Raw genomic sequence first — 26,433 nt, forward strand, 5'->3', positions numbered from 1 at the left:
ACGGCGCCTCTCTCTCGCGCCGTCCCTTTTTCGGTCCTGTCCCGACAATCCCCTCAGCCCGCGCCCCAGCAGGGCTGCAGATCGCCCGGCCGCGGGCTGGCCGCATGGACGCCGCGCGCGATGGCGCGGGCCAGCGTGCAGGCGGCGGCATGGCCCAGCTGGAAGGGCGTCAGCGCCGGATCGGGCAGGGGCTTGGCGCCGGTCGAGACGGCAAAGACCAGATCGCCGTCGAAAGGCGTATGGCTGGGCACGATGGCGCGGGCCATGCCGTCCTGCGCCGCGGTGGCCAGCCGCGTCAGCCCGGCCTTGTCCAGGGCCGCGTCGGTGGCGACGATGGCGATGGTCGTCGCCTCGCCCAGCCGTTTCGTCGGGACCGGCTCATGCGCGGCGGGGTAGGGGCCGGAAAGGCCCAGCCCGCCGAATTCGCCGCCAAGCTCCCAGGGCGCGGCCCAGAATTGCCGGGACTCGCCCGCCGTCACCGATCCCAGCGCGTTCACCACCACCAGCGCCCCCAGGGTGATGCCGCTGTCGAGCAGCGTCGAGGCCGAACCCAGCCCGCCCTTCCAGCGCTGCGTCATCGCGCCGGTGCCGGCCCCCTCGCTGCCAAGCGCGAACTCCGCCGCTGCGGCTTCCAGCGCCGCGCGGCCAAGCGCCGGATAAGGATTGGCGGCCCAATCCTTGTCGCCGCCGTTCAGCAGGTCGAAGACGATGGCGCCGGGCACGATGGGCACGCGCACCGGGCCGACCTGAAAGCCCCGGGCCATCGCGCGCAACCCGTCCGCGACGCCGTCGCAGGCGGCAAGCCCGAAGGCCGAGCCGCCCGACAGCACCAGCGTGTCCACGCCCTGCACCAGCTTGTCGGGGGCCAGCAATTCGGTCTCGCGCGTGCCGGGCGCGCCGCCCATGACATTGAAGCCGCAGGCGAAGGGTGCCCCGGCCAGCAGCACCGTCGTGCCCGAGCGCAGCGCGTCGTCGCGGGCATTGCCGACCCGCAGGCCCGAAACATCGGTGATCAGGTTTCGCGGTCCGGGACGCATCGGGGCCTCATGCAAGCGGGGTCGGTCCGCAGTCTGCACGACGCGCCCCGCCCGCCGCAACCCGCGCCGGCACTCCGACGTTGCAGGACAGGGCCGCCGCGCCTACCTAAGGCGGCAGGACATGCGAAAGGACGCAACCATGAATGCCCCCATCCACAGGATCTTCGGCCGCCCGCTGGATGCCGAAATACCGAAAGGCTACGATCAGGCGATCTTCGGCATGGGCTGTTACTGGGGCGTCGAGCGGCTGTTCTGGCAACAGGAGGGCGTCTGGCTGACCGAGGTCGGCTTTGCCGGCGGCACCGCCGAGAATCCCAGCTACAAGCAGGTCTGCGCCGGCGGCACCGGCCATGCCGAGGTGGTGCGCGTGGTCTATGACAGCTCGCGCGTCAGCTATGAACGGCTGCTGCAGATCTTCTGGGAAAACCACGACCCGACCCAGGGCAACCGCCAGGGCAACGATGTCGGTTCGCAATACCGCTCGCTGATCATGGTGTTCAACGACAGCCAGAAGGCAGCGGCAGAGCTCTCCAAGGCCGATTACGGCAACCGGCTGGCGGTGCAGGGCTATTCCGACATCACCACGCAGATCCTTCCCGCCGGGCCGTTCTGGCGGGCCGAGGATGATCACCAGCAATATCTCGACCGATATCCCGATGGCTATTGCGGCTTGCGCGGCACGGGTGTCAAAGCACCCCTGACCGACATAGCCGAGGGATACTGAATGCCGACCTGGACCGCGCTGACCCACACCACCGGCCGCGAGGCGGCCGAGGCGCTTGCCGAGGCGGGCGAGGATCTGACCCCCGAGCCCGTCGGCACCGGCGTCTTCGAGATCGAGGACGGCTCGAACCGCTGGGAGGTGGGGCTTTACTTCACCGAGGCCCCCGACGATCTGGGGCTGACGCTGCTGGCCGCCGCCTGGGGCGCCGAACCCTTCGCGGTGTCGGAACTGCCCGAGGTGGATTGGGTGGCCCATGTCCGGCGCGAGCTCTCGCCGGTCGAGGCCGGGCGCTTCTTCGTCCATGGCGGCCATGACGCCGACAAAGTGCCCGCAGGGGCCGAGGCGCTGCTGATCGAAGCGGCCATGGCCTTCGGAACCGGCCATCACGCCACGACCAAGGGCTGCCTGCTGGCGCTGGACCGGATGATCGCCGAGGGCGCCGGGCCGCAGCGCATCGTCGATATCGGCTGCGGCACCGCGGTCCTGGCCATGGCGGCGGCGCGGTCCTTCCCGGTGATCGTGCTGGCCGGCGACATCGACCCGCAGGCGGTGGACGTGGCGCGCGCCAATGTCATCGCCAACGGGCTGGATGGCCGCGTCGAATGCGTCGAGGCGGTGGGCTTCGACCACCCGCTGATCGAGAACGCGGCGCCCTTCGACCTGGTCTTCGCCAATATCCTGAAGCAGCCGCTGATCGACCTGGTGCCGGACATGGCGCGCTATGTCGCGCCGGGCGGCAGGGCGATCCTGTCGGGCATCCTGGTCACCCAGGCGGATGAGGTGATCGCGGCCTATGCGGCGGGCGGGCTGGCGCTGGAACGGCGCGACGATTTCGGCGAATGGTCCACCCTGGTCGTCAGGCGCGGCTGATCGCCGAAGGCACCCGTGGAAAATACTGAAGGCGGCCTTGCGGGCCGCCTGGTCGTCTTGCCCATCCGGGCCGGGAAAAGGTCTGCCGCGAGGTTCCGCGCAGCCGTTTTCGCGTCTTCAACCGCTGCTTAGCGGGCGCGCGCAATCCGTTCGATATCGCCGCGGCACAGACCGATATCGTCCAGCTCGCGATCCGAAAGACGGCTCAGCGCGTTCTTCGTCACCCGCGCATCGTTCCAGGCCGACAGCGTCGCCCAGATTTTCGAGCCAATACCGAAAGAGCCCGCCCCGCCATGGATGCGGTTCGTGTCAATCGCCGACATAGTTTTTCACCTTGAGATCATTGCCCGCTCATCGGGCGCTTCGTTGATGCACAGCATATAGGCCGGGCAGTTTGCGAAAACCACGGACAAACCGGCATCTCTGCCATGCAGCACACGCATAAGGCGCCGAAATTCTTAACTTTTTGCGAAACGGGGCCTTAACCGATGCTGCACCGCAAAATTCTCCCGCCTCTGGCCGGTTTTGTGCGGAAAGATTGCGCGATTCAGCCCTGATCGTTCAGCGCCAATCGCCCAGGGCCGCCTGCCACAGGGCCAGTGACGCCACGGCAGCCGTGTCGGCGCGCAGGATTCGCGGCCCCAGCCCGATGCGGGTGACGCAATCCATGGCCGAAAGCCGCTTGCGTTCCGATTCGGACCAGCCGCCCTCGGGGCCGATCAGAATCGCCCAGCGGCCGCGCGGCAGGCCGGACAGCACCTGCGCCGGCCCGGCCAGCGCCTCGTCCGCCCAGAGGATGCGCCGCCCGGCATCCCAGCCATCCAGCAGCCGGGCCAGCGGCACCAGCCCGCCGACCTCGGGGACGAAGGTGCCGCCGCATTGCTCGGCCGCCTCGACGGCATGGGCCTGCAGGCGGTCCTGGCGGATGCGTTCGGAATTGGTGTGGTCGGTCTGCACCGGCAGGATGCGGGCGGCGCCCATCTCGGCAGCCTTTTCCACGATGAAATCGGTGCGCGCCTTCTTAATCGGCGCGAAGACCAGCCACAGGTCCGGCGGGTCCAACTGCGGCGCCGTCTGCCGCAGCGCCGCCAGCGCGCCGCCCCGCTTGGCGATGCGTTCGATCCGCGCCAGCCACTCGCCGTCGCGGCCGTTGAAGACCAGGATCTCGTCCCCAGGACCCTGCCGCATGACCGAGGTCAGGTAATGCGCCTGGTCGGGATTCAGCTCGACGCCTTGTCCCTCGGCCAGCGGGTGATCTATGAACAGTCTGATTTTCGCCATGATGGGGCGCAGCCTAATGCAGACCGACCGTCAGACGCCAGAGGGGCCGACGCCAGAGGGCCAAAGCACCGTCGCCGATGCGCCGCCCGACAACTGGGTGGACCGCCACGCGCCGCCGGACTGGCGGCCGTGGCTGCGTCTGTCCCGCGCCGACCGGCCGATCGGCACCTGGCTTTTGCTGCTGCCCTGCTGGTGGGGCATCGGGCTGGCGATGATCGCCGACCGGCCGGAATGGCGTGACCTGTGGATCGCGGTGGCCTGCGGCGTGGGCGCGATGCTGATGCGCGGCGCCGGCTGCACCTGGAACGACATCACCGACCGCGACATCGACGACAAGGTGGCGCGCACCCGCTCGCGCCCCATCCCCTCGGGGCAGGTGACGGTCCGGGGCGCGCTGGTCTGGCTGGCGGCGCAGGCGCTGGCCGGTTTCGCCATCCTGCTGACGCTGGGCGGCGCGGCCATCGCGCTGGGCGTGGCCTCGCTGGCGCTGGTGGCGATCTATCCCTTCGCCAAGCGTTTCACCTGGTGGCCGCAGGTCTTCCTGGGGCTGGCCTTCAACTGGGGCGTGTTGCTGGCCTGGGCGGCGCATACCGGCAATCTGGCGCCGGCGCCGGTGCTGGCCTATCTGTCGGGCATCGCCTGGACGGTCTTCTACGACACCATCTATGCCCATCAGGATGCCGAGGACGACGCGCTGATCGGCGTCAAGTCGACCGCCCGGCTGTTCGGCCGCGACACCCCGCGCTGGCTGGCGGGCTTCGGCACCGCCTCGGTGCTGCTGCTGGGCCTGGCGGTGATGGCGGCGGCGCCCGAGGGGCTGGGGCTGACGCTGGGCCTGCTGGGCGTCGTCGGGTTTGCCGCGCATCTGGCCTGGCAGCTCCGGCGCTTTGACATGACCGACGGCATCGGCTGTCTGCGGCTGTTTCGCAGCAACCGCGACGCCGGGCTGGTGGTTGCGCTGTTTCTTGCCTTGGCCGGTCTGGTCTGATTGCGAAAATCCGCCGCAGGCATTACATGCGGCGGGTCGGAAACAGCCCGAAGGGCCCCCTGATGGCCAATCCCCAGCGATCCGCACGGCGTCCCGCGCGTCGGGTTTCCCTTGTTGCAGCCAGCCTGATCGCCCTTGTCGTGGCCGGCGGCCTGTCCCTGTGGGGCGCCACCGCCGCCGCCGATTTCGTCGAGAGCCGGGCCGACCGGGACGTCTCGGCGGCGCTGGCCGATTACGACTGGGTGACGGTGCGGACGGACGGGCTGCAGGTGCAGCTGGGCGGCATCGCCCCGGACGAGGTGCAGCGCTTCCGCGCCCGTGCCCGGGCCGAATCGGTGGTCGGCGCCGGCCGGGTCGTGGACGAGATGCAGGTGGCGGCGGCGGCCGCGCTCGCCACCCCGGCCTTCGAGGTCGAATTGCTGCGCAACGACCAGGGGATCTCGATCATCGGCCTGGTCCCGACAAGCCTGGACCGGACAGCGCTGGTCGAGAGGCTGAAGCGCCAGACCGGCGTGGCCCAGGTCTCGGACCTGATGGAGACCGCCGATTACCCCGTGCCCGAGGGTTGGGAGGATGCCTTCGCCTTCGGTCTCAGGGCCGCGCAACTGGCCGAGCGGGCCAAGGTTTCGGTCGCGGAGGGCGAGGTCTCGGTCCGGGCCGTCACCGACAATCCGCGCGAGAAGCTGGCGCTGGAGGCGGCGCTGAAACGCGCCAAGCCGGCGGGCGTGACGTTGAAGACCGACATCACCGCACCGCGGCCGGTGATCGCGCCCTTTACCCTGCGCTTCGTCAAGGATGCGACCGGCACGCGCTTCGACGCCTGCGCCGCCGATACCGACAGCGCCCGTGACCGCATCCTTGCCGCCGGGCGCGAGGCCGGCGTGCCGGGCGAGCCGCAATGCACGCTGGGGCTTGGCGCGCCCTCGCCGCGCTGGGCGGATGCCGCCGTGCCCGCGATCCGCGCCGTCGAGGCGCTGGGGGCGGGTTCGGTCACCATCTCGGACACGGACGTGGCGCTGTTCGCGCCGGCCGATGTCGCGGCCGCGCGCTTCGACGAGGCGGCGGGCCGGCTGGAATCGGCATTGCCGCCGGCCTTCAGCCTGACGGCGCAGCATGAAAAGGCCGACGACGCGGCCAAGGGTCCGGCCGAGTTCACCGCCGTCGTCGATCCGGGCGGCGTGTCGCTGCGCGGCCGGATCACCGACGACCGGATGCGCGAGGCGGTGGAAAGCCTGGCCCGCGCGCGGTTCGGCCAGGTGGACAGCGCGCTGCGCAGCGACGATTCGGTCCCCGAGGGCTGGACGCTGCGCGCCATCGCCGCCATCGAGGCGGTCAGCGGGCTTGAACGCGGCACGGCGACCGTGACGCCCGACCTGGTGCGGATCAGCGGCGTCTCGGGCAGTCAGACCGCCTCGGACACGGTGGCGGCGCGGCTTGCGCAGCGGCTGGGGGCCGGCGCGCGCTACGAGCTGGCGATCCGCTACGACCGGCGCATGGACCCGCTGCTGGGCCTGCCTTCGGGCATCGAATGCGTGGACAGGCTGAATGCGGCGATGCAGGAATCCGAGATCGGTTTCGAGCCGAACAAGTCGGTCATCGCCGGCGATCCCGGCCCGACGCTGGCACGGCTGGCCGAAACCATGCAGCAATGTACGGATTTCCGCATCGAGATCGGCGGCCATACCGATTCGCAGGGCTCGGAAGGCTTCAACGCGGAACTCTCGCGCTCGCGGGCGCAGGCGGTGCTGACGGCCATGGCCGAAGCGGGCATCGTCACCGGGAACCTGACCGCCAAGGGCTATGGCGAAAGCCAGCCCATCGCCGAGAACGACACCGATGCCGGGCGCGAGGCCAACCGGCGGATCGAATTCACCCTGTTGGCCGACGAGCCGGTGGTGACCGAGGCGCCGGCCCCGGCCGCGCTGGTCAAGGGCGTGACCGACAGCCCCGAGGCGGTGGCGGCACGGGTGCAGGAGACGGCGCTGGTGGCGGCGACGGCCGCCATCGGGCCGGCGCTCGGCGTGCCGACCGATCCGCGGCTGGCGCTGAAGGCCGCCACCGAACCCGCGGCGCTGGCCATCGCCCCGGTCGAACCCAAGCAGGCCGGCACGCTGCCGCTCGAGGCGGCGGCGCTGCCCGACATGCTGGCGCGCGAGGCCGCCACGCGCCCGGCGGCGGGCCTGCTGCCGCAGACCGCACCGGTGGATCCCGCGCTTGCGGCCACCCTGCCGGCGGCGGCGATGCTGGTCGAGGCCGCGACCGAAACCGCCACCTTGCCCGCCCGGGGCGCGGTGCAGCCGAACCGCCCGCTGCCGCGTCCCGAGACCGGCGCGGCGCCGTGATCCGCAACCCCTTGCCCGTGAAGCCGCCCGCATGAACCGCACCGAATTCATCCTCGCCACTGCGATCATCCTGTTCGCCGCCTTTCTGCTGGGCTGGTTCGCAAGCTGGCTGATCCACCGCCTGTCCCGCGTCACCCGCGCCGAGATGGGCGAACTGGAGAACATGGCCCAGCAGCTGCACGAGGCCGAGGAAGCCCGCGACCGCGCCATCGCCGAGCTGGAGGAGCGCGAGGCCGATCTGACCGCGCGCCTGGGCACCGCCGAGGCCGAGCTGCGGGCGGTGCAGGGCGAGCTGGGCGAGAGCCGGACCGAGATCGAGGAATTGCGCGCCTATATCGACCGCAAGCTGGGCCGGAAAGGCTGAGGGCGCCCGGCGGCGCTGCCGGGCCGGGGCTTCGCCCCGGACCCCAGGGTATTTGGAAAACGGAGAAAGCCGGGGTTTTCGGCGCGTGGCGCTGCAATGGCGAACCGCCGGGCAGGGCCGGCGGTCGCGGGTTCAGCGGTTCGGGTCGTCCGGCGAGGGGGTCAGACCCCGGCCTCGATGATGGCGCGGGCCAGGATCGGGATGGTGTCCTGATTCAGCCCGGCGATGTTGATGCGCGAATCGCCCACCATGTAGATGCCGAACTCCTCCTTGACGCGCCTGACCTGTTCGGGCGTGGCGCCGAGGCGCGAGAACATGCCGCGATGCTGGGCCACGAAGCCGAAGCGGTCCGAGCCGGAAAGGTCGCGGAGTTCTGCCGCCAGTTGCTCGCGCAGCTTGAGCATGCCGGCGCGCACCGCTTCCAGCTCGGCCATCCAGTCGGCGCGGAGGTCCGGTGTGGTTAGCACGGTCGAGACGATCTTCGCGCCGTGGAAGGGCGGGAAGGAATAGGTCTGGCGGTTCAGGAAGGCCATGGCGCCCTGTGCAAGGTCGCGGGTCGCGGCATCGGCGCAAAGCGCCAGCAGGCAGCCGGTGCGTTCGCGGTAGATGCCGAAGTTCTTGCTGCACGAGGCGGCGATCAGCACCTCGGGGATGCGCGCGGCGATCAGCCGGGTGCCGGCCGCGTCCTCCTCCAGCCCGTCGCCGAAGCCCTGATAGGCCAGGTCGATCAGTGGCAGCGCGCCGGTCTGTTCCAGGATCGCGGCGACCTCGGCCCATTGTTCCAGCGTCAGGTTGGCGCCGGTCGGGTTGTGGCAGCAGCCGTGCAGCAGCACCACGTCGCCCTTTTTCGCCTGGGCGATGTCGGCCTTCATGCCCTCGAAATCGACGCCGCGGGTCTCGGCGTCGAAATAGCGGTAGGTCTGCACCGGCAGGCCCATGAAATTCATGATCGAGACATGGTTGGGCCAGGTCGGATCGCTGACGAAGACCCGCAGCGCCGGATTCGCCATGCGCGCCAGTTCCAGCGCCTGCCGGATGGCGCCGGTGCCGCCGACCGTGGCCAGCGCCGCGGTGGTTTCGGGCTTGCAGATGTCGCCCAGGATCAGTTCGGCCATGGCCTTCTGGAATTCGGGCTCGCCGGACAGGCCGGCATAGGTCTTGGTGGTCTCGGTCTCCAGCATCCGCTGTTCGGCGGCGCGGACGGCGCGCATGATCGGGGTGTGGCCGCTGGCATCCTTGTAGACCCCGACGCCCAGGTCGATCTTGCCCTGGCGGGGATCGGCCTTGAATTCGCCCATCAGGGCCAGGATCTTGTCGGGGGCCTGCGGTTTCAGATTGCCCAGCATCACGCGTCTCCGGTTGCGATTTTAAGGTCGGGGAAGCTGCCCCATTCGGCCCAGCTTCCGTCATAAAGCGAATGGTCCCGGTGCCCGATCCGTTCGAGCGCCAGGAACAGCGAGGCGGCCGTCACCCCCGAACCGCAGGTGGCGATCACCGGTTTCGACAGGTCGATGCCGGCAGCCTCGAACTCGGCGCGCAGCGCGGCGGGGGATTTCAGCGTGCCGTCCTGGTCGTAGAGCTTGCCGAAGGGCAGGCTTTTCGAGCCGGGGATATGGCCCGAGCGCAGGCCGGGGCGCGGCTCGGCCGCCTCGCCGCGGAAGCGTTCGGCGCTGCGGGCGTCGACGATCTCGTGATCGGCAAGCTTGCTGGCCGCGGCGACCTGGGTCACATCGCGCACCAGCGCGGCCTGGCGCTGCACGGTGATGTGGCGGTCGCGCAGCATCGGCGGCATGTCCTCGGTCTCGCGGCCCTCGGCCAGCCATTTGCCGAACCCGCCGTCCAGCACCGCCACGTCCTGCTTGCCCATCAGCTTGAAGGTCCACCAGACCCGCGCCGCCGAACGCAGCGGCGAATTGTCATAGATCACCACCTGGTGACCGTCGCCGATGCCCATGGCGCGCATGCGGCTGATGAACATCTCGGGTTGCGGCGCCATGTGGGGCAACTCGCTGCGCTTGTCGGCGATCTCGTCGATGTCGAAGAAGCGGGCGCCGGGAATATGCGCGGCCGCGTATTCGGCCCGCGCCTCGCGGCCCGGTTCCAGGAACCAGCTGGCGTCGATGATGCGCAGGTCGGGATCGTTCAGATGGGCCGCGAGCCAGCCGGTCGAGACCAGCACTTTCGGATCGTCGGAATCGGTGGACATCGGCCTTCCCCCCCGCGGCGCAGAAACGACACCGATGTAACCGCAGGCGCGCGGGGCTGCAATGCTTAACGGCCGCTGCGGGATCTCCGGCCGACCGCCGGCTTCTTCGTTTCCCGAAAACGCATGCGACCGGGCCCGCCCGCCCGCGGCCCCGCCCGTCTTTCACCGTTTTCCAAATACCCGAATCCGGCCCGGGCCGCGCCGTGTCAGCCCTGCTTCAGCAGGCGCTGTTTCTGGCGGTTCCAGTCGCGCTTGGCGGCGGTTTCGCGCTTGTCGGCGACCTTCTTGCCCTTGGCGACGCCGATCTTCAGCTTCACCATGCCGCGGTCGTTGAAATACATCACCAGCGGCACCAGCGTCATGCCCTCGCGCCCCACCGCCTGCCAGAGCCGGGCCAGTTCCTTGCGCGAGACCAGCAGCTTGCGGTGCCGGCGTTCCTCGTGACCGAAGACGCCGGCCTGCTTGTAGGCGGCGATGTAGGAATTGATCAGCCACAATTCGCCATTCTCGACCGAGGCATAGCTTTCGGCGATGTTCGACTGGCCGGTGCGCAGGCTTTTCACCTCGGAGCCGGTCAGCACGATGCCGACCTCGAGATCGCTTTCGATGAAGTAATCGAAGCGCGCCCGGCGGTTCTCGGCGATGATCTTGTAGTTCGGGTCGGATTTCGTGGCCATGATCGGGCAGAGATAGGGCGGGGCGCCGCGCCTGTAAAGGCTCGGCATCGCCCCGCCCTCTGGGGGCCGCGCCCGTTACGCCTCCTGCGGGGCGGGGATGTAGAGATCGCCGCCCTCGCGGTATTTGCGCGCCATGGCGGCCATGCCCTCTTTCTGCGCCTCGGCGCGGATGTCGTGGGAAATCCGCATCGAGCAGAATTTCGGCCCGCACATCGAACAGAAATGCGCCAGCTTGTGCGCCTCCTTCGGCAGGGTCTGGTCGTGGAAGGCGCGCGCGGTATCGGGGTCCAAAGACAGGTTGAACTGGTCCTCCCAGCGGAACTCGAAGCGGGCCCGCGACAGGGCGTCGTCCCGGGTTCTGGCCGCCGGATGGCCCTTGGCCAGATCGGCGGCATGGGCGGCGATCTTGTAGGTGATGACGCCGGTCTTGACGTCGTCGCGATCCGGCAGGCCCAGATGCTCCTTGGGGGTGACGTAGCACAGCATCGCCGTGCCGAACCAGCCGATCATCGCCGCGCCGATGCCGCTGGTGATATGGTCATAGCCCGGCGCGATGTCGGTGGTCAGCGGCCCGAGCGTGTAGAAGGGCGCCTCGCCGCAGATGGCCAGCTGCTTGTCCATGTTCTCCTTGATCTTGTGCATGGGCACATGGCCGGGCCCCTCGATCATCACCTGGCAATCGCGGGCCCAGGCGATGCGCGTCAGTTCGCCCAGCGTCTCCAGTTCGGCGAATTGCGCGGCGTCGTTGGCATCGGCGATCGAGCCCGGCCGCAGCCCGTCGCCCAGGCTGAAGGACACGTCATAGGCGCGGCAGATGTCGCAGATCTCCTCGAAATGCTCATAGAGGAAACTTTCGCGGTGATGGTGCAGGCACCATTTCGCCATGATCGAGCCGCCGCGCGAGACGATGCCGGTGACCCGGTCCACGGTCAGCGGGATATGGGGCAGCCGCAGCCCGGCATGGATGGTGAAATAATCCACGCCCTGTTCGGCCTGTTCGATCAGCGTGTCGCGGAAGACTTCCCAACTCAGCTCCTCGGCCACGCCGCCGACCTTCTCCAGCGCCTGATAGAGCGGCACCGTGCCGATGGGCACCGGGCTGTTGCGGATGATCCATTCGCGGATGTTGTGGATGTTGCGCCCGGTCGACAGATCCATCACCGTGTCGGCGCCCCAGCGGATCGCCCAGACCATCTTTTCCACCTCCTCGGCCATCGAGGAGGTGACGGCGGAATTGCCGATATTGGCGTTGATCTTGACCAGGAAGTTGCGGCCGATCGCCATCGGCTCCAGTTCGGGGTGGTTGATGTTGGCCGGGATGATCGCCCGGCCGCACGCCACCTCGTCGCGGACGAATTCGGGGGTCACGAAATCCGGCACGGCGGCGCCGAAGCTCTCGCCGTCGCGCGCCAGCTTCTCACGGATCGCCTTGCGGCCCAGATTCTCGCGGATCGCCACGAATTCCATCTCGGGGGTGACGATGCCGGCGCGGGCATAGGCAAGCTGGGTGACGGCCCGGTCGCCCTGCGCCCGCAGCGGGCGGTGGCGGATGGGAAATTCAGGCGTCAGCCGGTCGCCGGAAACGAAGCCGTTATCCTCGGGTTTCACATGCCGCCCGTCATAGGATTCCACGTCGCCGCGCGCCATGATCCAGCTGTCGCGCGGGCGCGGCAGACCGCGCTCGATGGCGATCTCGGCGCCGGGATCGGTATAGGGCCCCGAGGAATCATAGACCGTCACCGGCGGCTCGCCGGCGCTGGGATGCAGCGCGATCTGGCGCATCGGCACGCGGATGTCGGAATGGATCTCGCCCGGTCGGAAGACCTTGGTCGAGGCGGGCAGCGGTCCGGTGGTCACGGTCGGGGTAGTGGTCATGTCAGGCTCCTCGCTTTCGCTAGCATGGAGACCCAGCACGGACTGGAAGGGGGAAGAATACCCGCCGGACCGATAGCCGGCCGCAAGGGCATCCGCACCATCCCTACGCCAGTATGAACTGGATCAGGTTCGACGGGTCCCTGCGCTGCCTTGCGGCCCAGCAGTATCTCAGCCCCTTGTCGGGGCCCCCCAGGTGAGAGCCGGAGAATGCCCACTTGTCGCCCGGCTTGTCAATCGCCGGTGAAGGGGCGGCCGGGCTTCGGCTGCCGAAACCGCGCCGGCGCGGCCGGGCCGGCGGAAAACCTCAGCGGCAGCGGGCGGGATTGACGCCCACCGCGCGCAGGCCCCAGTCGGTCATCTGCGCCACCAGCTGCTGGCCCGCCGCGTCGAAGGCCGGGATCAGGTCGTCGGTTTTCGTGCTCGGCGCGTCGGCCGTGGCCGCGAAATGGCCGCGCGCGACCACGCTGGCATCCATCTCGCGCACCATCTGCGCGTCCACGGTCAGCCTGATCACCGCACCCTTGCCCGAAACCTCGGCGTTGAAATCCTGCACCTCGGAGATCAGCGCGTAATCCCCCGCCGTGCCCAGCGGCGCGCGGCCGACATGGGTGAAGGCGTCATAGCTGCCGAAGGCGCGCACCAGCAGGGTCTGCAGGGCCACCGGCACCGTGTCGCCCCAGCGCGCATCGGGCAGGTATTGCGTCTGCAACTGGTTCGGGCGGATCATGATGCGGTCGGTGTCCAACGTGCCGCGCGCCTTGGGGGGCTCGATCACCAGTTCGGCCAGCCGGCCGCGGCCGCAGCTTCGCGGCGCCTCGGAAGGCGGGCGCAGCTCGAACACGTCGCGGTCGGGCTCGCCCTCCAGCGCCTTCAGCGCGGCGCAGCCCGGCAGGGTCAGGGTCAGGACGAGAAGGGCGGCGGTCAGACGCATGGCGGCTCCTTAACGGCGGAACTCGGGAACCCGCGGCCCCGAGAAGACTTGCGACGGGTTGCGCCTCAGCGCCGAGACCAGCTCGTTCACGTTGCCCACCAGCCCGCGCAGATCGCTGGCCATGCGGGTGAATTGCGGCAGTCCCTCGCGGGTGAAAGCCTGCACCGGGCCGCGGGTGCTGTCCAGCATCCCGCGCAGGCTGGCGAAGGCGGCCTCGGCGCTGCCGGCGGCATCGCGCAGCCGCTCGGTGATCTCGGGCAGGTCGGCGACCACGCGGTCGATGGCCTCGTTCGCCTTGGCCAGGGTGGCGCGCAGGTCGGCCACCACCGGCTCGACATTGCTGTTCATCACCCGGTCGGCGCTGTCGAAGGCGCGCTCGGCCGAGGCGAGCGTGCGGTTCCCCACCTCCAGCGCCGCGTCGAGGCTGTCGAGGCTTTTGTCCGCGCGCGCGCTCAGCCGCGCCAGGTCGGTCTGCAGCGTGGTGGCGGTCTGGTCCAGGCGCTGCGTCAGGCTGCGCAGGTCGCCCGAGACATAGGCGCGCACCTCGTCCAGCGTCGCGGTGCCGGAATCCAGCGCCCGGTCGGCCTTGCCGGCGGTCTCGTCAAACTTGGCCAGCGCGCTGTCGGCATTGCCCAGCGTCGTCTCGGCCGCCGCGGAAAGCCCGTCCAGTCGCTCGCCGAAGGCCGAGATGTCCGCCGCCGCCGAGGCGATGGAATCGGTGGCCGCGGTCACGTCGGCCAGGGCCTTGTCCAGGTTGGCGCTGGAGCGTTCCACATTGTCCAGGATGTTGCGCACCCGGCTCTGGTTGTCGTCGCCCAGAAGCTGGGTCATCTGCTCGGCCACGGTGTTCAGCCGCGAGATCATCTCGGGCCCCTGGTCCGACAGGGTCTGCAGGGCCGAGCGGTTGGCCGGGATCACCGGGATGCCGTCCGGTTGCGCCTCGCGCAGCAGCGGCGCGTCGGGGCTGCCGGCGGTGATCGCGACATTCGAGACGCCGGTGACGCCCTGGATCTCGATCGAGGCGCGGGAATTGGTATGCACCGGCGTATCCTCGGCCAGCTCGACGCGCACCCGCACGGCGCCGTTCTCATCCCCGGCCAGCTGCATGTCCACCACCTTGCCCACCGAAAGCCCGGCGAAGGTCACCTCGGAGGAGACGGTCAGGCCCGAGACTTCCTTGAAATAGATGTCGTAATAGGCGAATTGCCGGTTGATCTGCAGCTTGGCGAACCACATCAGGAACAGCAGCACCCCCAGGAAACCGGCGATGGTGAAGGCCCCGATCAGGACATAATTGGCCTTGGTTTCCATTGGCTACTCCTTGCTCCGGCCGGTGGCGATGGCGGCACGGGCGCGCGGTCCGTGGAAATATTCATGCACCCAAGGATGATCCACCTTCAGCATCTCGGCCATGGTGCCGCTGACCAGCACCCGCTTTTCGGCGAGCACCGCGACGCGGTCGCAACAGGCGTGCAGCGTGTCGAGGTCATGCGTGACCAGGAAAACCGACAGGTTCAGCGCGTCGCGCAGTTCGACGATCAGCCGGTCAAAGGCGTCGGCGCCGATCGGGTCCAGCCCCGCCGTCGGCTCGTCCAGGAACACGATCTCGGGGTCCAGCGCCAGGGCCCGCGCCAACCCCGCGCGCTTCTTCATGCCGCCCGACAGATCCGAGGGGTATTTTTCGTTCGCGCCCCAGGGCAGTCCGGCCATCGAGACCTTGAGTTCCGCCAGCCCCGCCCGTGTCCCGGGCGAAAGCCCCGGCACGGCGCGCAGCGGCACCTCGACATTCTCGCGCACGGTCAGCGACGAAAACAGCGCCCCGGCCTGGAACATCACCCCCCAGCGCCGCTCCAGCGCCTCGCGCGCGGCGCCATGCAGCCGGCCCACATCCTGGCCGAAGACCCGCACTGTGCCGGCGGCGGGCCGGTTCAGCCCGACAATGGTGCGCAAAAGCACCGATTTCCCGGTGCCGGACCCCCCGACCACGCCCAGGATCTCGCCCCGCTTCACGTCCAGATCCAGCCCGTCATGCACGACATGGCGGCCGAACTGGGTGCGCAGCCCCCGGACCTCGATGACGTTCTCGGCCGCGTTCTCGGTCACAGCCCGACCTCCGAGAAGAAGATCGAGAACAGCGCATCGGCGACGATGACCGCGAAGATGGCGTTGACCACGGCGGTCGAGGTCTGGGCGCCCAGCGATTCCGCGTCCTTGCCGACCTTCATCCCGGCATGGCAGCCGACGATGCCGATGATGACGGCAAAGACCGGCGCCTTGGACAGGCCGACGATGACATGGTCCACGCTGGTTTCTGCGATCAGCCGATAGCGGAACATCGACGGCGAAATGCCCAGCTCGATCCAGGACATCAGCGCGCCGCCGACCAGGCCGGCGACATTGGCGATCAGCCCCAGGATCGGCAGGGTGATGATCAGCGCCAGCACGCGCGGCAGAAGCAGCACCATGTCGGGATCGAGGCCCAGCGTGCGCATGGCGTCGATCTCCTCGTTCATCTTCATTGAGCCGATCGAGGCGGTCAGCGCCGAGGCGGTGCGGCCGGCGACGATGATCGCGGTCAGCAGGATACCCAGCTCGCGCAGGATCGAGATGGCGATCAGGTCGATGACAAAGACCTCGGCCCCGAACTGGCGCAGTTGCGCCGCGCCCTGGAAGGCCAGCACCACGCCGATCAGAAAGGACATCAGGGCGACGATCGGCACGGCGCGCAGCCCGGTTTCCTGGCAGTGCCAGACCAGCGAGGTCAGGCGGAAATCGCCGGGATGGCGGATGCCGCGCGCCAGGGCCGCCAGGAAGCGGCCCAGATATTCGGCCAGCTCGCGCAGGAAGGTCAGCGCCGTCACCACCCAGCGCCCGGTCGCCTCCAGCATCTGCCGCCAGCCGGCGGGCGGCGGACTGTCCGCGTCCGGCTGCGGCCGGGCCTTGGCGACCGCCTCCAGCAACCGCCCCTGCGGCCCGCTCAGCCCCTCCAGCGCCGCGCCCGCCTGCGCGCGCTGGTCGAGATACCAGGCGCCGGCGGTGTCCAGCCGGGTGACGCCCGCTAGATCGAGCCGCGCCGCGCTCTCGGCTTCGGCCGGCAACCGGCCCAGCGTCCAGACGCTCAGCTCGCCCTCCAGCCGCAGGACGCCGTCCGAGACGGTGGCGCGAAGCGTGGGATCGTCGGGAAGGCTGGCCATGGCGGTCCTGAACGGGAATTGATACGGATTTCATCCGGCTATTGCCGGGATTTGTCAAATCGGGCCGCCTGGTTCGCCGGTCGCCGCCCGGGGGTCGCGGCCCGGAAGCCCTGGGAAAACCCTGGGACGAGGCGGATCGACCCCGGTCGCCTGCCCGTCCGGGGCAGAAATTTACGTTTTATTTTCAGGTTGTTCTCGTTGACCAAGATTCACGCTATGGTTTAGTAAAGCCTGCACGACCAGAGCAGGAAATCCTCGGGACCAGGCGTAAAGAGTTCCCCGTAAGTGGTGGTCCCGAGGAGAACCGTTCACCCCTGCGCCAGGGCGCGCATCATCCGCACCGGCTCGGTCCGGGCCAGGCGCAGGACATGGGCGATGAAGGGCTGCTGCATGTCCTCGCTGCGGATCGCCGCGTAAAGCCGGCGCAGCATGCCCTGCGGGCCCAGCGGCAGCAGCGCCAGTTCCGGATTGCCGGCCTGGGCGCGCAGCACCCAGTCGGGCATCACCGCCACCCCGCGCCCCGAGGCGATCAGCATCAGCGCGATGGCGGTCTGTTCGACCTGCCGGACATGGGCCGGCTCGACCCCGGCCGGATCGAGGAATTGCGAGAATACGTCCAGCCGCGCCCGGTCCATCGGATAGGTGATCAGCGTCTCGCCCGCCAGGTCCGCGGGTTCGGCATAGCCCTTGGCGACCAGCGGATGGCTGGCCGCGACCACCATGGTCGGGGCGTAGTCGAATAGCGGCTGGAAGGTGACGCCGGCGATCTCCTCGGGATCCGAGGAGATCACCATGTCCACCTGCCCCCGCTCCAGCGCCGGCAGCGCCTTGAGCGCCAGGCTGGAGCGGATGTCCAGGTCCACCTCGGGCCAGGCGCGGCGGAACTGGTCCAGCACCGGCAGCAGCCAGTCGAAGCAATGATGGCATTCCATCGCCACATGCAGCCGGCCGGCGCGGCCCAGTTCGACGGCGCGGAACTCGGCCTCGGCGGATTCGATCAGCGGCAGCACCTGTTCGGCCGTGCGCAAAAGCCGCATCCCGGCGGCCGACAGCCGCAAGGGCTTGGTCTTGCGCAGGAAAAGCTCGACCCCTGCCTGCTCTTCCAGCGCCTTGATCTGATGCGACAGCGCCGATTGCGTCAGGTTCAGCACCTCGGCCGCGCGGGCCAGGCCGCCTTGTTCATGGATGGCGCGCAGGCTGCGCAGGTGACGAAGTTCCAGGTGCATCTTGAGCCAATCTCATCACGATCTTGAAGATTATGAATTTGTCTCACGTCGGGCTGCATGTCACAAGACCTGCGACAAAAGGATGGCACCATGACCACACCCGCGATCAGCTTCGAATTCTTCCCGCCGCGGAACCTGGACCAGTCGTTCCGGCTGTGGGAGACGGCGCGGGCGCTGGCGCCGCTGGGGCCGGATTTCGTCTCGGTCACCTATGGCGCCGGCGGCACCACCCGGCAGCTGACGCATGAGGCGGTGACGGCGCTGGCCAGCCATTACGGGCTGAACGTCGCCGCGCACCTGACCTGCGTGGACGCGACGCGCGACGAGACCATGCAGATCGTCGCCGATTACGCCGCCGCCGGCGTGCACGAGATCGTGGCGCTGCGCGGTGACGCGCCGCAGGGGCAGGACCGCTTCACCCCGCATGCCGACGGTTTCGCCGATTCGGTGGCGCTGATCGAGGCCATCGCGGCGCGCGGCGACATGACCATCCGCTGCGGCGCCTATCCCGAGCCGCATCCGGAAAGCCCCGACACCGCCGCCGACGTGGCCTGGCTCAAGCGCAAGGTCGATGCCGGCGCCAGCTCGGCGATGACGCAGTTCTTCTTCGACGCCGAGACCTATTTCCGCTTCCGCGATGCCTGCGCCGCGGCGGGCATCGACGCGCCGATCATCCCCGGCATCCTGCCGATCCAGAGCTGGGCCGGGGCCCGCCGCTTTGCCGAACGCTGCGGCACCTCGGTCCCGCAATGGGCCGAGGACGCCTTCGCCGCTGCCGGCAAGGAGGGCGAGGCCCGGCTGGCGCTGGATGTTTGCGTCAGGCTGTGCGAGCGGCTGGTCGAAGGCGGCGTGGACAGGCTGCATTTCTACACGCTGAACAAGCCCGACCTGGTGCTGAAGGTCTGCGCCGGCCTGGGCATCGAGCCCAAAAGCCCGTTTTCGCAGGTCGCCTGACCGGAGGCGCATCAGCCATCCCCCGGCGGGGTGCCGGGCGTCACCGCTGCGGTCTGCGGCTGGGGCTGCGGCTCTGGTTCGGGCGGTGGTGGGGCCGGGCGGATGAAGGACAGCCGCCGATGCGGCCGCGGCGGCGCGGCATCGGCCAGCGGCCCGGCCAGAAGCGCCGGGCCGGGATAGGGACGCGGCACCGAGCGGTGCAGCGCCTCGGACGGATCGGTGCCGGCAAGGCGGGGCGCGCGGGCCAGGAAGGCCTTGCCCCAGCTGCGCCACGAGCCGACCGAGGGCGCGCTGGGATCGCGGGGGAAATGCGCCTGCCAGCCGCGGGGCAGGGGCAGGCCGTAGGTCTCGGCCCGCGACATCATCCAGACCAGCGGGATATTCGCCAGCGGACGGGCATATTCCAGCCCCGAAAGCTGCCCGCCGATATCGGGATGGCAGCCGCGGAACCACATCTGTTCGATGCGGCCGGGGGCCGATTCGCTGTCCCAGAGCAGCGGCTGGAAGGCGGCGCGGGTTTCGTCCAGCGCCAGGGCCTGCGCGCCATGCTCGACATCGGTGCCCAATTGCTCGTCATGGAAGCGGAATCGCGGCTCGGTCAGCATCCACAGCAGCGGCAGGCGGATCCCCAGCGCCATCACCGTGTCGAAGACCCCGATCATGCGGATCGGCACGAAGGGGTGGCACAGCTCCGGCTCCAGCCGCTCGACCCCCAGATCCTCGCCATTGCGATAATAGTCCCAGGCGCGCTGGACATTCCTGGCCGTGGCATGGGCATGGGTCAGCAGCCCCACCCGGCCGATCATCCCGGCCAGAGAGCGCACGGCGAAGGCGCCGCGCGAATAGCCGAAGAAGAACAGGGGGTTGCCCGGCCGCCATTCGCGGGAAAGCCAGGCATAGGCGTCGCAGATATGCCGCTCCAGCGTGGCGCCCATGGTCAGTTCGGGCAGCGTGCGCCAAGCCTGCCATTGCTGGCCCGGCGCGTAATGCAGCCGTACCGGCGCCGGCAGGCGGCCCAGTTCGCCCGACAGCATCGCGTGAATTCGGGCGATGGAGGACCTGCGCCCCTGCGTCAGCGAGGCGAAGGTGCCATCCATCAGAACGACCTGGCATATCGGCGGACGAGGTGATTCCATGCGGCGACGCTAGCACGGAAACGCCAAGGGTCGATTAATGCCTATTCAAGCGCGTTCACGGTCAGGTGTGCCATCAGCCCGAAGCCGTTGAACCGGGTGTTGGTGACCGTGGAATAGGCGCCGGCGCCGTGGAAGATGACGAAATCGCCCTCTTGGATGTCGCCGGGCAGGGCCAGTTCGCCGGGCAGGCGGTCCACGGAATCGCAGGTCGGGCCGAAGATGACGCGGGGCAGGGGCTCGCCCTGGCGCGCCGTGCCCTCGGGCGTCAGCACCTGCAGCCGGTCCAGGTTGCCGACGATGGGCAGCTCGAACAGCCCGCCATAGACGCCGTCGTTCAGGAACACGTTCTGACCGTCGCGCACCGCCTTGACGCGGGTGATCAGCGAAAAGGCGTCGGCGCACAGCCCGCGGCCGGGCTCGCAGACCAGCGCCGGGGCCTGGCCGTCGAAAGCCTCGTCGGCGACGCGGCGGATCAGCGCGAAGATCGCGGCCAGATCGGGCTCGACCCCGGTCACGCGATGCGAGGGGAAGCCGCCGCCGACGTTCAGCCGCCGCGCCCTGACGCCGGCGGTGCGGCAGATCTCGGCGGCGGTGGTGATGTAGCTTTCCCAGGCATGCGGATCGACGCATTGCGTGCCGGGATGGAAGGTCAGCGAGGGGATATAGCCGCGATCCGCCGCTGCGCGCAGCAGCTCGGCCGCCAGTTCCGGCGAGGCGCCGAATTTCGAGCCGAAATCATAGGCCGCACCCAGGACCGGCAGCTTGAAGCGGGGCGAGATCTCGCAATTCTCGGCCGGCACCCGGGCGAAGAGCTTGTCCAGTTCCGAGCGGCTGTCCACCGACCAGGCCTTGATGCCCGCCTCGACCGCATGGGCGATCTCGGCCTGCGAGCGCACGGGGTTGTGGTAATGCCGCGCCGCGTCCGGCGCCAGCCGGCCGATCAGGTCGATCTCATAGGGCGAGGCCACGTCGAAACCCTTGACCCCGGCCGCCGACAGGGTGCGGATCACCGCCTCGTCCGGGTTCGACTTGACGGCATAGGTGACCAGGCCGGGAAAGCCGCGCAGGAAACGCAGCGCATTCTCGCGCAGCACCGACGGGGCAAAGACCATCACCGGATTCTCCGGCGCCAGCTTGCGGATGATCTCGGAGGGATTGTCCCAGACGGTCTTGGGCCCGCGGCCCTCGGTCAGTCCCATCGGCATGTCCTTCCTGTGCGCGTTTGGGGTGGAAACAAGTCTGCGCCCTATGGGTTCCGATTGAAGCAATGAAAAGGGTGGAAATGGTCTGAACTATGGGTAATCTGCCGAAAGTGTCGTCATTATGACAGGTGGACGGTGGACGAGCTCGATCGGGGAATTTTGACCCATCTCGCGCAGGATGCGCGCATGTCCGTCGCGGTGCTGGCGCGGCGGCTGAAGGTGGCGCGCTCGACCGTGCAGGCGCGGCTGGAACGGCTGGAAACCTCGGGCGCCATTGCCGGCTATACGCTGCGGCTGGGCGATTCCGCGCGCGAGCATCGTATCCGCGCCACCTGCCTGCTGACCATCGAGCCGCGCTCGCAGGCCGCGATCCTGGGCCGGCTGCGCAGCCTGCCCGAGGTCGAGCGCATCCACACCACCAGCGGTCGGGTCGATCTTTTGCTGCAACTGGCCGCCATATCGACCAGCCAGCTCGACGATGTGCTGGATCAGATCGGCGGTCTGACCGGCGTGAAGTCCAGCGAGAGCCTGATTCACCTGTCCACCAAGCTGGACCGCGCCACCTAGCCGTGCCCGGCGCGCAACAAGGTGACGGTGGTGTCGCCATATTTGCGCTGGTCGATCTGGGCGAGCCCGGCGACCGGGGCGGGCGGCGCCGATTCTTCCCAGACCACCATGCCGCCGGGGGCGATCCAGCCGCCGGCCAGCGCCGATTCCAGCGCCCGCTCGCCCAGGCCCTGGCCATAGGGCGGATCAAGGAAGACCAGCCCGTAAGGCGCGCCGCGATTCTCGCCCAGCCGGGTCGCGTCGCGCCGCCAGACATCGGTCACGCCCATGGCGCGGGCCTTTTCGATATTGGTGCGCAGCAGGCCGCGCGCCGCGACGCCGTCATCGACGAAGGCCACCCGCGCCGCGCCGCGCGACAGCGCCTCGAGCCCCAGCGCGCCGGTGCCGGCGAACAGGTCCAGCACCCGGGCGCCGGGGATCGGATTGCCATGCGTGCCGTTGATGAGCAGGTTGAAGATCGACTCGCGGACCCGGTCGGTGGTCGGGCGCAGATGCGCCGCCGGATCGCCGGCGCCGAGCTCGGCCAGTTTCAGCCCGCGCAGGCTGCCGCCGACGATTCTCATGCCATCAGCGCCTTCAGTTCGGCCGCCGCGATTACGGCCTCGGGCGCGGGTGAGCGGCCGGCCTCGATCAGCCGCTTGCCGACCATATAGGCGCGGGCGTCGTTCAGCGCATCCACCGCGATCAGCCGGCCGGCGCGGTAATACCAGACCGAGCCGCCATGGTCCGCTGGCCGCGTCACCACCCGGTCGTAACCGAGGTTCAGACCGGCGATCTGCAGCTTGGCGTCGAACTGGTCCGACCAGAACCACGGTTTCGGCACATAGGCGGTATCGGCGCCCAGCATGTTCGCCGCCACCGCCTCGGCCATGTCGATGGCATTGCCGACGCTTTCCAGCCGCAGCCGTCCACCGGCTGCGCAAAGATCGGGCGCCGGAAAGCTGGCGCAATCCCCGGCCGCCCAGATCGCCGGGTCCGAGGTCCGCCCGAACGCATCGGTGGCGATGCCGTTGTCGACGACCAGCCCCGCCGCTGCGGCCAGCGCGGTCTCGGGCGCGATGCCGATGCCGCAGATCACCAGGTCGGCCGGCAGGCGGCGGCCGTCGGTCAGTTCGACCCCGTCGGCGGCCGTGCTGCCGGTGATGCGGGCGATGCCGGTGCCCTCGACGATCTCGACGCCATGGGCGCGGTGCAGGGTGCGGATCATCTCGGCCGTCTCAGGAGCCGCCACCCGGCCGAGGATGCGCGGCGCCGCCTCGACCAGCGTCACCTCCAGCCCCAGCTTGCGGGCCACCGCCGCGGCCTCCAGCCCGATATAGCCGCCGCCGATCACCACCAGCCGCCGCCCGGCGACCAGCGCCGGTTGCACCCCCGCGATGTCGGCCAGATTGCGCACCACATGCACGCCCGGCAGGTCGCCGCCCATCGCGGCTGGCAGCCGGCGTGGCGCGGCGCCCAGCGTCAGGGCAAGCTGGTCATAGGCATGTTCGCCGCGCTCCGTGATGACCACGCGGCGGTCGCGGTCGATGCGGGTGGCGCGCTCGCCCAGGTGCAGGGCGATGCGCTGCTCGTCCCACCAGTCCGGGGCGCGCAGCGTCAGCCGGTCCAGCCCCATCTGGCCCAGCAGATAGGCTTTGGACAGCGGCGGGCGCTGATAGGGCGGCGCGGGCTCGTCGCCGATGACCGCGATGCCGCCTTCATGTCCCAGCGCGCGCAGTTTCGCCGCCAGAGAGGCCGCCGCCTGTCCCGCGCCAAGGATCACGATGTTCATTCTTCGCCCTCGCTGGTTTGCCTGCGGCGCAGAGCCTATAGTCGCCCCCGGAACGATGCAATTGACGGAGGAACCGCGCATGTCCATCTCGAAAGGCGACAAGCTGCCCGAAGGCAAGCTGCTGAAACCGGGCGCCAACGGCCCCGAGGAAGTGGCCGCCGCCGATCTGGCCAGGGGCCGCGTGGCGATCTTTGCCGTGCCGGGCGCCTATACGCCGACCTGCACCAATGCGCATATGCCCAGCTTCGTGAAGAATGCCGACAAGTTCCGCGCCAAGGGCGTGTCGCGGGTGATCTGCATCACGGTGAACGACCCCTTCGTCGCCGGGAAATGGGCCGCGGATACCGGCGCGACCGATGCCGGGATCGAGGTGCTGGCCGATGGCGATGGCAGCTTCACCAAGTCGCTGGGCATGAACATCGAAGGCGCGGGCTGGGTCAACGGCCGCTCGAAACGCTATGCCATGCTGGTCAATGACGGCACGGTGGAAGAGCTTCAGATCGAGGAATCGCCCGGCGCGTGCTCGGTCACTTCGGGCGATTCGCTGCTGGACCTGGTCTGAGGCGTCAGGCGGAACAGCGCCGTGAACTGCTGCGCGGCGCTGCGGTCGCCGCGCAGCGCGATCAGCCCGGCCGAGGCCAGCGCCACCGGCCCCGGCCCATAGATCGCCGCCGCCAGCGCATTGCCCGAGCCTTCCAGCACGAAATCCGCCTGTGGCGCCCGGGCCGCCCGGACCTGCGGCATCCCGTCGGCGGAAAGCGCGACCTCGAACCCCTCCTTGCCCGAGACGAAGCCGGCGCGCAGCGGTAATCCGGCGGCGCCCGCGCGGTCCGCCGTCGCCGAGAGCGAGATCATCAGCGCGGAAATGCTGATGAACCTGCTCGGATCATGGCCCGGTATCGCCAGCGCCCAGCGGCACAGCTCGCGCAGCACCGGATGCAGCGCCCGCCCGGCATCGGTCAGCGCGTAAAGCCCCAGCACATCGTCATGCGCCACCACCCCCGCCTGCGCCAACTGGGTCAGGCGCTGGGTCAGCACGCTGGCCGTGACCCCCGGCAGCCCGGCGCGGATCATCTGGAACCGCTTGGGCGCGAACATCAGTTCGCGCACCACAAGCAGCGCCCAGCGGTCGCCGATGAAATTCAGCGCATGGGCGCCAAGGCAGCCTTCTTCATAGCGCAGTCGCGAGATCTTGCCGTTGCTTGTCATGTTTTGATATTATCAGTTGCTTTTTAATACTTCAACTGCCAACCTGCGACTCATTGGCGCATGACCGCGCCCGACGAGGAGGACGAGAGATGACCTACTACTCTGGTTTCCTGCTGCCGGTTCCGACGGCGAACAGGCAGAAATACATCGACATGGCCCAAGCGGCCTGGTCCATGTTCAAGCGCTATGGCGCACTGCGCATGGTCGAGGCCTGGGGTGTGGACGTGCCCCGCGGCAAGGTGAACGACTTCTACATGTCCACCCAGGCCAAGGATGACGAGACCGTGGTGTTCTCGTGGATCGAATGGCCGGACAAGGCGACCGCGGATGCGGGCTATGAAAAGATGATGTCCGACCCCGAGATGCAGGCGCCGCCGGAAATGCCTTTCGACGGCATGCGGATGATGTGGGGCGGCTTCGAACCCATCGTGGACGAGAAAGCCTGAGGGGGCCTCCATGTATCACGGCAAACCCTGCTGGTTCGAGCTTTCCACCGCCAGGGGCGGGCTCGACGCGGCCGAGGGCTTCTATGGCAAGCTGCTCGGCTGGACGATTGCCGATTCCGGGATGGAGGGCTTTACCTATCATCTGGCCAGCCACGGCGGCGACATGGTCGCCGGGCTGATGGAAATGCCCGGGGACTGCGCCGACGTGCCGCCGTTCTGGATGATCTATTTCGACGTGGACGATGCCGACGCCACGGCGGCCAAGATCAAGACGCTGGGCGGCTCGGTGTTCCGCGAGCCGGCCGACATTCCCGGCACCGGCCGTTTCGCCGTGGTCGCCGATCCGCAGGGCGCCAGCTTCGGCATCCTGCAACCTGCGCCGATGGATCCGCAGCCTCCGGTCGAATCCGGGGCCTGGAACCAAAGCAAGGAAAGCCACGGCAACTGGACCGAGCTGATGTCCACTGACCCCGCAGCGGGCTTCGACTTCTATGCCGAGCTGTTCGGCTGGACGAAATCCACCGCCATGGACATGGGCGAGATGGGCACCTACCAGCTGTTCTCCTGGCAGGGCACCGATATCGGCGGCATGATGGGCTTAGGCGGTGCGCCGGTGTCTTGCTGGCTGCCCTATTTCGGCGTGAACGGTGTCGATGCCGCCATCGCCCGCATCCGCGACGGCGGCGGTGAGGTTCTGCACGGGCCGATGGAGGTGCCGGGGCCGGCCTTCATCGCGGTGGTGCGCGACCCGCAAGGCGCGCATTTCGCCATCGTCGGGCCCAAGGCGGAAACGCCATGATCCGCGTATCCCTGATCGCGCTCGCCCTCTGGGCCGCACCCGCTGCGGCCCAGGAGGTGACGCCGGAGAGCATCCCGCGCGGCCAGCAGGACTATCACGCCGCCGCCGCCGGCCGCTATCGTCTGGACCCGGCGCATTCGGCGGTGCAGGCCCGCGTGCCGCATATGGGCTTTTCGGTCAGCCTGTTCCGCTTCGGCGCCGTTTCGGGCCAGCTCGACTGGAACCCGGACGACCCGGCGCAAAGCCGGCTGGCGGCCGAGGTGCAGATCGCCTCGATCATGACCCCGGTCGAGGGCTTTGCCGAGATCCTGACCGGCCCGGATTACCTGGACAGCGCGGCGAACCCGACCGCGCGCTTCACCGCCGACGGCTTCGCGGCGGAAAGCCCGACCAAGGGCACGGTTTCGGGCCAGTTGACGCTGCTGGGCAAGACCCGGCCCGCGACGTTCGACGTGACGCTGATCGGCGCGGGCAAGGGCTATACCGGCGACGAAGCCGGCAATCCCATCATCCGCGACCTGATCGGCATCCATGCCCGGACCGACATCGACCCGCAGGCCTATGGCATGAACGAGTTCTTCACCGATCCGATCACCATCGAAATCGACGCCGAGTTCGCCCGGCAGGAGTAAGC

The 26,433-nt window shown here is 69.0% G+C and carries 28 protein-coding genes and 1 riboswitch; of the genes, 11 read left to right on the forward strand and 17 right to left on the reverse strand.

Going from position 1 to position 26,433, the window contains the following annotated elements; translation table 11 throughout:
* Window positions 1-53: 53 nt before the first annotated feature.
* A complete protein-coding gene (locus NBE95_RS06000) occupies window positions 54-1,037 on the reverse strand; it encodes a P1 family peptidase (protein ID WP_289893007.1) in 984 nt (327 codons plus the stop codon).
* A 139-nt stretch (window positions 1,038-1,176) separates the two neighbouring features.
* Here NBE95_RS06000 and msrA point away from each other — a divergent pair, with 139 nt between their 5' ends.
* Together msrA and NBE95_RS06010 are read left to right on the forward strand one after the other, a co-directional pair.
* Window positions 1,177-1,761 (forward strand): peptide-methionine (S)-S-oxide reductase MsrA, encoded by a 585-nt coding sequence (msrA, locus tag NBE95_RS06005; protein ID WP_289893008.1) that lies wholly within the window; start codon window positions 1,177-1,179, stop codon window positions 1,759-1,761.
* Complete coding sequence (locus NBE95_RS06010) at window positions 1,762-2,631, forward strand: 50S ribosomal protein L11 methyltransferase (RefSeq protein WP_289893009.1); 870 nt, start codon at window positions 1,762-1,764, stop codon at window positions 2,629-2,631. It abuts the gene before it with no gap.
* Between the two features lie 128 nt (window positions 2,632-2,759).
* Here NBE95_RS06010 and NBE95_RS06015 read toward each other — a convergent pair whose 3' ends face one another.
* Both NBE95_RS06015 and NBE95_RS06020 read right to left on the reverse strand, forming a co-directional pair.
* Window positions 2,760-2,954, reverse strand: a complete 195-nt coding sequence (locus tag NBE95_RS06015) for a DUF1127 domain-containing protein (RefSeq protein ID WP_019352106.1) — start codon at window positions 2,952-2,954, stop codon at window positions 2,760-2,762.
* A 238-nt stretch (window positions 2,955-3,192) separates the two neighbouring features.
* Entirely contained in the window at window positions 3,193-3,912 is a 720-nt protein-coding gene (locus NBE95_RS06020; protein WP_289893010.1) for a 16S rRNA (uracil(1498)-N(3))-methyltransferase, read from the reverse strand.
* Window positions 3,913-3,928: 16 nt separating this feature from the next.
* Between NBE95_RS06020 and ubiA the strand changes: the two genes are divergently transcribed.
* From ubiA to NBE95_RS06035, 3 genes are all read left to right on the forward strand, one after another.
* Window positions 3,929-4,900 (forward strand): 4-hydroxybenzoate octaprenyltransferase, encoded by a 972-nt coding sequence (ubiA, locus tag NBE95_RS06025; protein WP_289894846.1) that lies wholly within the window; start codon window positions 3,929-3,931, stop codon window positions 4,898-4,900.
* Window positions 4,901-4,962: 62 nt separating this feature from the next.
* Window positions 4,963-7,242 (forward strand): OmpA family protein, encoded by a 2,280-nt coding sequence (locus NBE95_RS06030; RefSeq protein ID WP_289893011.1) that lies wholly within the window; start codon window positions 4,963-4,965, stop codon window positions 7,240-7,242.
* Window positions 7,243-7,273: 31 nt separating this feature from the next.
* Window positions 7,274-7,606: a hypothetical protein gene (locus NBE95_RS06035; RefSeq protein WP_289893012.1), complete on the forward strand. Its 333-nt coding sequence runs from the start codon at window positions 7,274-7,276 to the stop codon at window positions 7,604-7,606.
* Between the two features lie 161 nt (window positions 7,607-7,767).
* On the opposite strand, the gene NBE95_RS06040 is transcribed toward NBE95_RS06035, so the two are convergent.
* The 9 genes from NBE95_RS06040 to NBE95_RS06080 form a co-directional block, all read right to left on the reverse strand.
* Window positions 7,768-8,952 carry an amino acid aminotransferase gene (locus NBE95_RS06040; protein WP_289893013.1) on the reverse strand — a complete coding sequence of 395 codons (1,185 nt, stop codon included), beginning with the start codon at window positions 8,950-8,952 and terminating at the stop codon, window positions 7,768-7,770.
* Window positions 8,952-9,812: a 3-mercaptopyruvate sulfurtransferase gene (gene sseA / locus NBE95_RS06045; RefSeq protein WP_289893014.1), complete on the reverse strand. Its 861-nt coding sequence runs from the start codon at window positions 9,810-9,812 to the stop codon at window positions 8,952-8,954. Before sseA ends, NBE95_RS06040 begins: the two co-directional genes overlap by 1 nt.
* Window positions 9,813-10,018: 206 nt before the next feature.
* Window positions 10,019-10,489 carry an SsrA-binding protein SmpB gene (smpB, locus tag NBE95_RS06050; protein ID WP_289894847.1) on the reverse strand — a complete coding sequence of 157 codons (471 nt, stop codon included), beginning with the start codon at window positions 10,487-10,489 and terminating at the stop codon, window positions 10,019-10,021.
* Window positions 10,490-10,564: 75 nt separating this feature from the next.
* The gene (gene thiC / locus NBE95_RS06055; RefSeq protein ID WP_289893015.1) at window positions 10,565-12,364 is read right to left on the reverse strand and encodes a phosphomethylpyrimidine synthase ThiC; all 1,800 of its coding nucleotides are present in this window, start codon (window positions 12,362-12,364) and stop codon (window positions 10,565-10,567) included.
* A gap of 82 nt (window positions 12,365-12,446) precedes the next feature.
* Window positions 12,447-12,566: riboswitch (TPP riboswitch) on the reverse strand.
* A 102-nt stretch (window positions 12,567-12,668) separates the two neighbouring features.
* Complete coding sequence (locus NBE95_RS06060) at window positions 12,669-13,295, reverse strand: ABC-type transport auxiliary lipoprotein family protein (RefSeq protein WP_289893016.1); 627 nt, start codon at window positions 13,293-13,295, stop codon at window positions 12,669-12,671.
* 9 nt (window positions 13,296-13,304) lie between these two features.
* Window positions 13,305-14,606, reverse strand: a complete 1,302-nt coding sequence (locus tag NBE95_RS06065) for an MlaD family protein (protein WP_289893017.1) — start codon at window positions 14,604-14,606, stop codon at window positions 13,305-13,307.
* A 3-nt stretch (window positions 14,607-14,609) separates the two neighbouring features.
* Window positions 14,610-15,398 (reverse strand): ABC transporter ATP-binding protein, encoded by a 789-nt coding sequence (locus NBE95_RS06070; RefSeq protein WP_289893018.1) that lies wholly within the window; start codon window positions 15,396-15,398, stop codon window positions 14,610-14,612.
* A complete protein-coding gene (locus NBE95_RS06075; protein ID WP_289893020.1) occupies window positions 15,395-16,489 on the reverse strand; it encodes an ABC transporter permease in 1,095 nt (364 codons plus the stop codon). The genes NBE95_RS06070 and NBE95_RS06075 overlap by 4 nt, the downstream gene beginning before the upstream one ends.
* A 308-nt stretch (window positions 16,490-16,797) precedes the next feature.
* On the reverse strand, window positions 16,798-17,715 hold the full coding sequence (locus NBE95_RS06080) for a LysR family transcriptional regulator (protein ID WP_289893021.1): 918 nt from the start codon (window positions 17,713-17,715) through the stop codon (window positions 16,798-16,800).
* Between the two features lie 90 nt (window positions 17,716-17,805).
* Here NBE95_RS06080 and metF point away from each other — a divergent pair, with 90 nt between their 5' ends.
* Entirely contained in the window at window positions 17,806-18,669 is an 864-nt protein-coding gene (gene metF / locus NBE95_RS06085; RefSeq protein ID WP_289893022.1) for a methylenetetrahydrofolate reductase [NAD(P)H], read from the forward strand.
* Window positions 18,670-18,680: 11 nt separating this feature from the next.
* On the opposite strand, the gene NBE95_RS06090 is transcribed toward metF, so the two are convergent.
* Window positions 18,681-19,766 (reverse strand): DUF2235 domain-containing protein, encoded by a 1,086-nt coding sequence (locus NBE95_RS06090; protein ID WP_289893023.1) that lies wholly within the window; start codon window positions 19,764-19,766, stop codon window positions 18,681-18,683.
* Window positions 19,767-19,846: 80 nt separating this feature from the next.
* Entirely contained in the window at window positions 19,847-21,004 is a 1,158-nt protein-coding gene (locus tag NBE95_RS06095; protein ID WP_289893024.1) for a type III PLP-dependent enzyme, read from the reverse strand.
* A 138-nt stretch (window positions 21,005-21,142) separates the two neighbouring features.
* On the opposite strand from NBE95_RS06095, the gene NBE95_RS06100 reads away from it, so the two are divergent.
* Window positions 21,143-21,574: an Lrp/AsnC family transcriptional regulator gene (locus tag NBE95_RS06100; protein ID WP_017999354.1), complete on the forward strand. Its 432-nt coding sequence runs from the start codon at window positions 21,143-21,145 to the stop codon at window positions 21,572-21,574.
* Here the strand turns inward: NBE95_RS06100 and rsmD are convergent.
* Together rsmD and NBE95_RS06110 are read right to left on the reverse strand one after the other, a co-directional pair.
* Window positions 21,571-22,137 carry a 16S rRNA (guanine(966)-N(2))-methyltransferase RsmD gene (rsmD, locus tag NBE95_RS06105; RefSeq protein ID WP_289893025.1) on the reverse strand — a complete coding sequence of 189 codons (567 nt, stop codon included), beginning with the start codon at window positions 22,135-22,137 and terminating at the stop codon, window positions 21,571-21,573. The two genes, NBE95_RS06100 and rsmD, sit on opposite strands and share 4 nt — an antisense overlap.
* The gene (locus NBE95_RS06110) at window positions 22,134-23,345 is read right to left on the reverse strand and encodes an FAD/NAD(P)-binding oxidoreductase (protein ID WP_289893026.1); all 1,212 of its coding nucleotides are present in this window, start codon (window positions 23,343-23,345) and stop codon (window positions 22,134-22,136) included. The genes rsmD and NBE95_RS06110 overlap by 4 nt, the downstream gene beginning before the upstream one ends.
* 79 nt (window positions 23,346-23,424) lie before the next feature.
* Between NBE95_RS06110 and NBE95_RS06115 the strand changes: the two genes are divergently transcribed.
* A complete protein-coding gene (locus tag NBE95_RS06115) occupies window positions 23,425-23,907 on the forward strand; it encodes a peroxiredoxin (RefSeq protein ID WP_289893027.1) in 483 nt (160 codons plus the stop codon).
* Here NBE95_RS06115 and NBE95_RS06120 read toward each other — a convergent pair.
* Window positions 23,841-24,554 carry a winged helix-turn-helix transcriptional regulator gene (locus NBE95_RS06120; RefSeq protein ID WP_289893028.1) on the reverse strand — a complete coding sequence of 238 codons (714 nt, stop codon included), beginning with the start codon at window positions 24,552-24,554 and terminating at the stop codon, window positions 23,841-23,843. The genes NBE95_RS06115 and NBE95_RS06120 overlap by 67 nt on opposite strands.
* Window positions 24,555-24,643: 89 nt before the next feature.
* Between NBE95_RS06120 and NBE95_RS06125 the strand changes: the two genes are divergently transcribed.
* From NBE95_RS06125 to NBE95_RS06135, 3 genes are read left to right on the forward strand one after another with little or no spacing between them, the layout of a single operon-like run.
* A complete protein-coding gene (locus NBE95_RS06125; RefSeq protein ID WP_019353263.1) occupies window positions 24,644-25,000 on the forward strand; it encodes a DUF1428 domain-containing protein in 357 nt (118 codons plus the stop codon).
* Window positions 25,001-25,010: 10 nt separating this feature from the next.
* Window positions 25,011-25,799 carry a VOC family protein gene (locus tag NBE95_RS06130; protein WP_289893029.1) on the forward strand — a complete coding sequence of 263 codons (789 nt, stop codon included), beginning with the start codon at window positions 25,011-25,013 and terminating at the stop codon, window positions 25,797-25,799.
* Window positions 25,796-26,431: a YceI family protein gene (locus NBE95_RS06135; protein ID WP_289893030.1), complete on the forward strand. Its 636-nt coding sequence runs from the start codon at window positions 25,796-25,798 to the stop codon at window positions 26,429-26,431. Before NBE95_RS06130 ends, NBE95_RS06135 begins: the two co-directional genes overlap by 4 nt.
* Window positions 26,432-26,433: the final 2 nt, after the last annotated feature.

The organism is Paracoccus sp. TOH (assembly GCF_030388245.1).
Taxonomy (GTDB): Bacteria; Pseudomonadota; Alphaproteobacteria; order Rhodobacterales; family Rhodobacteraceae; genus Paracoccus; species Paracoccus simplex.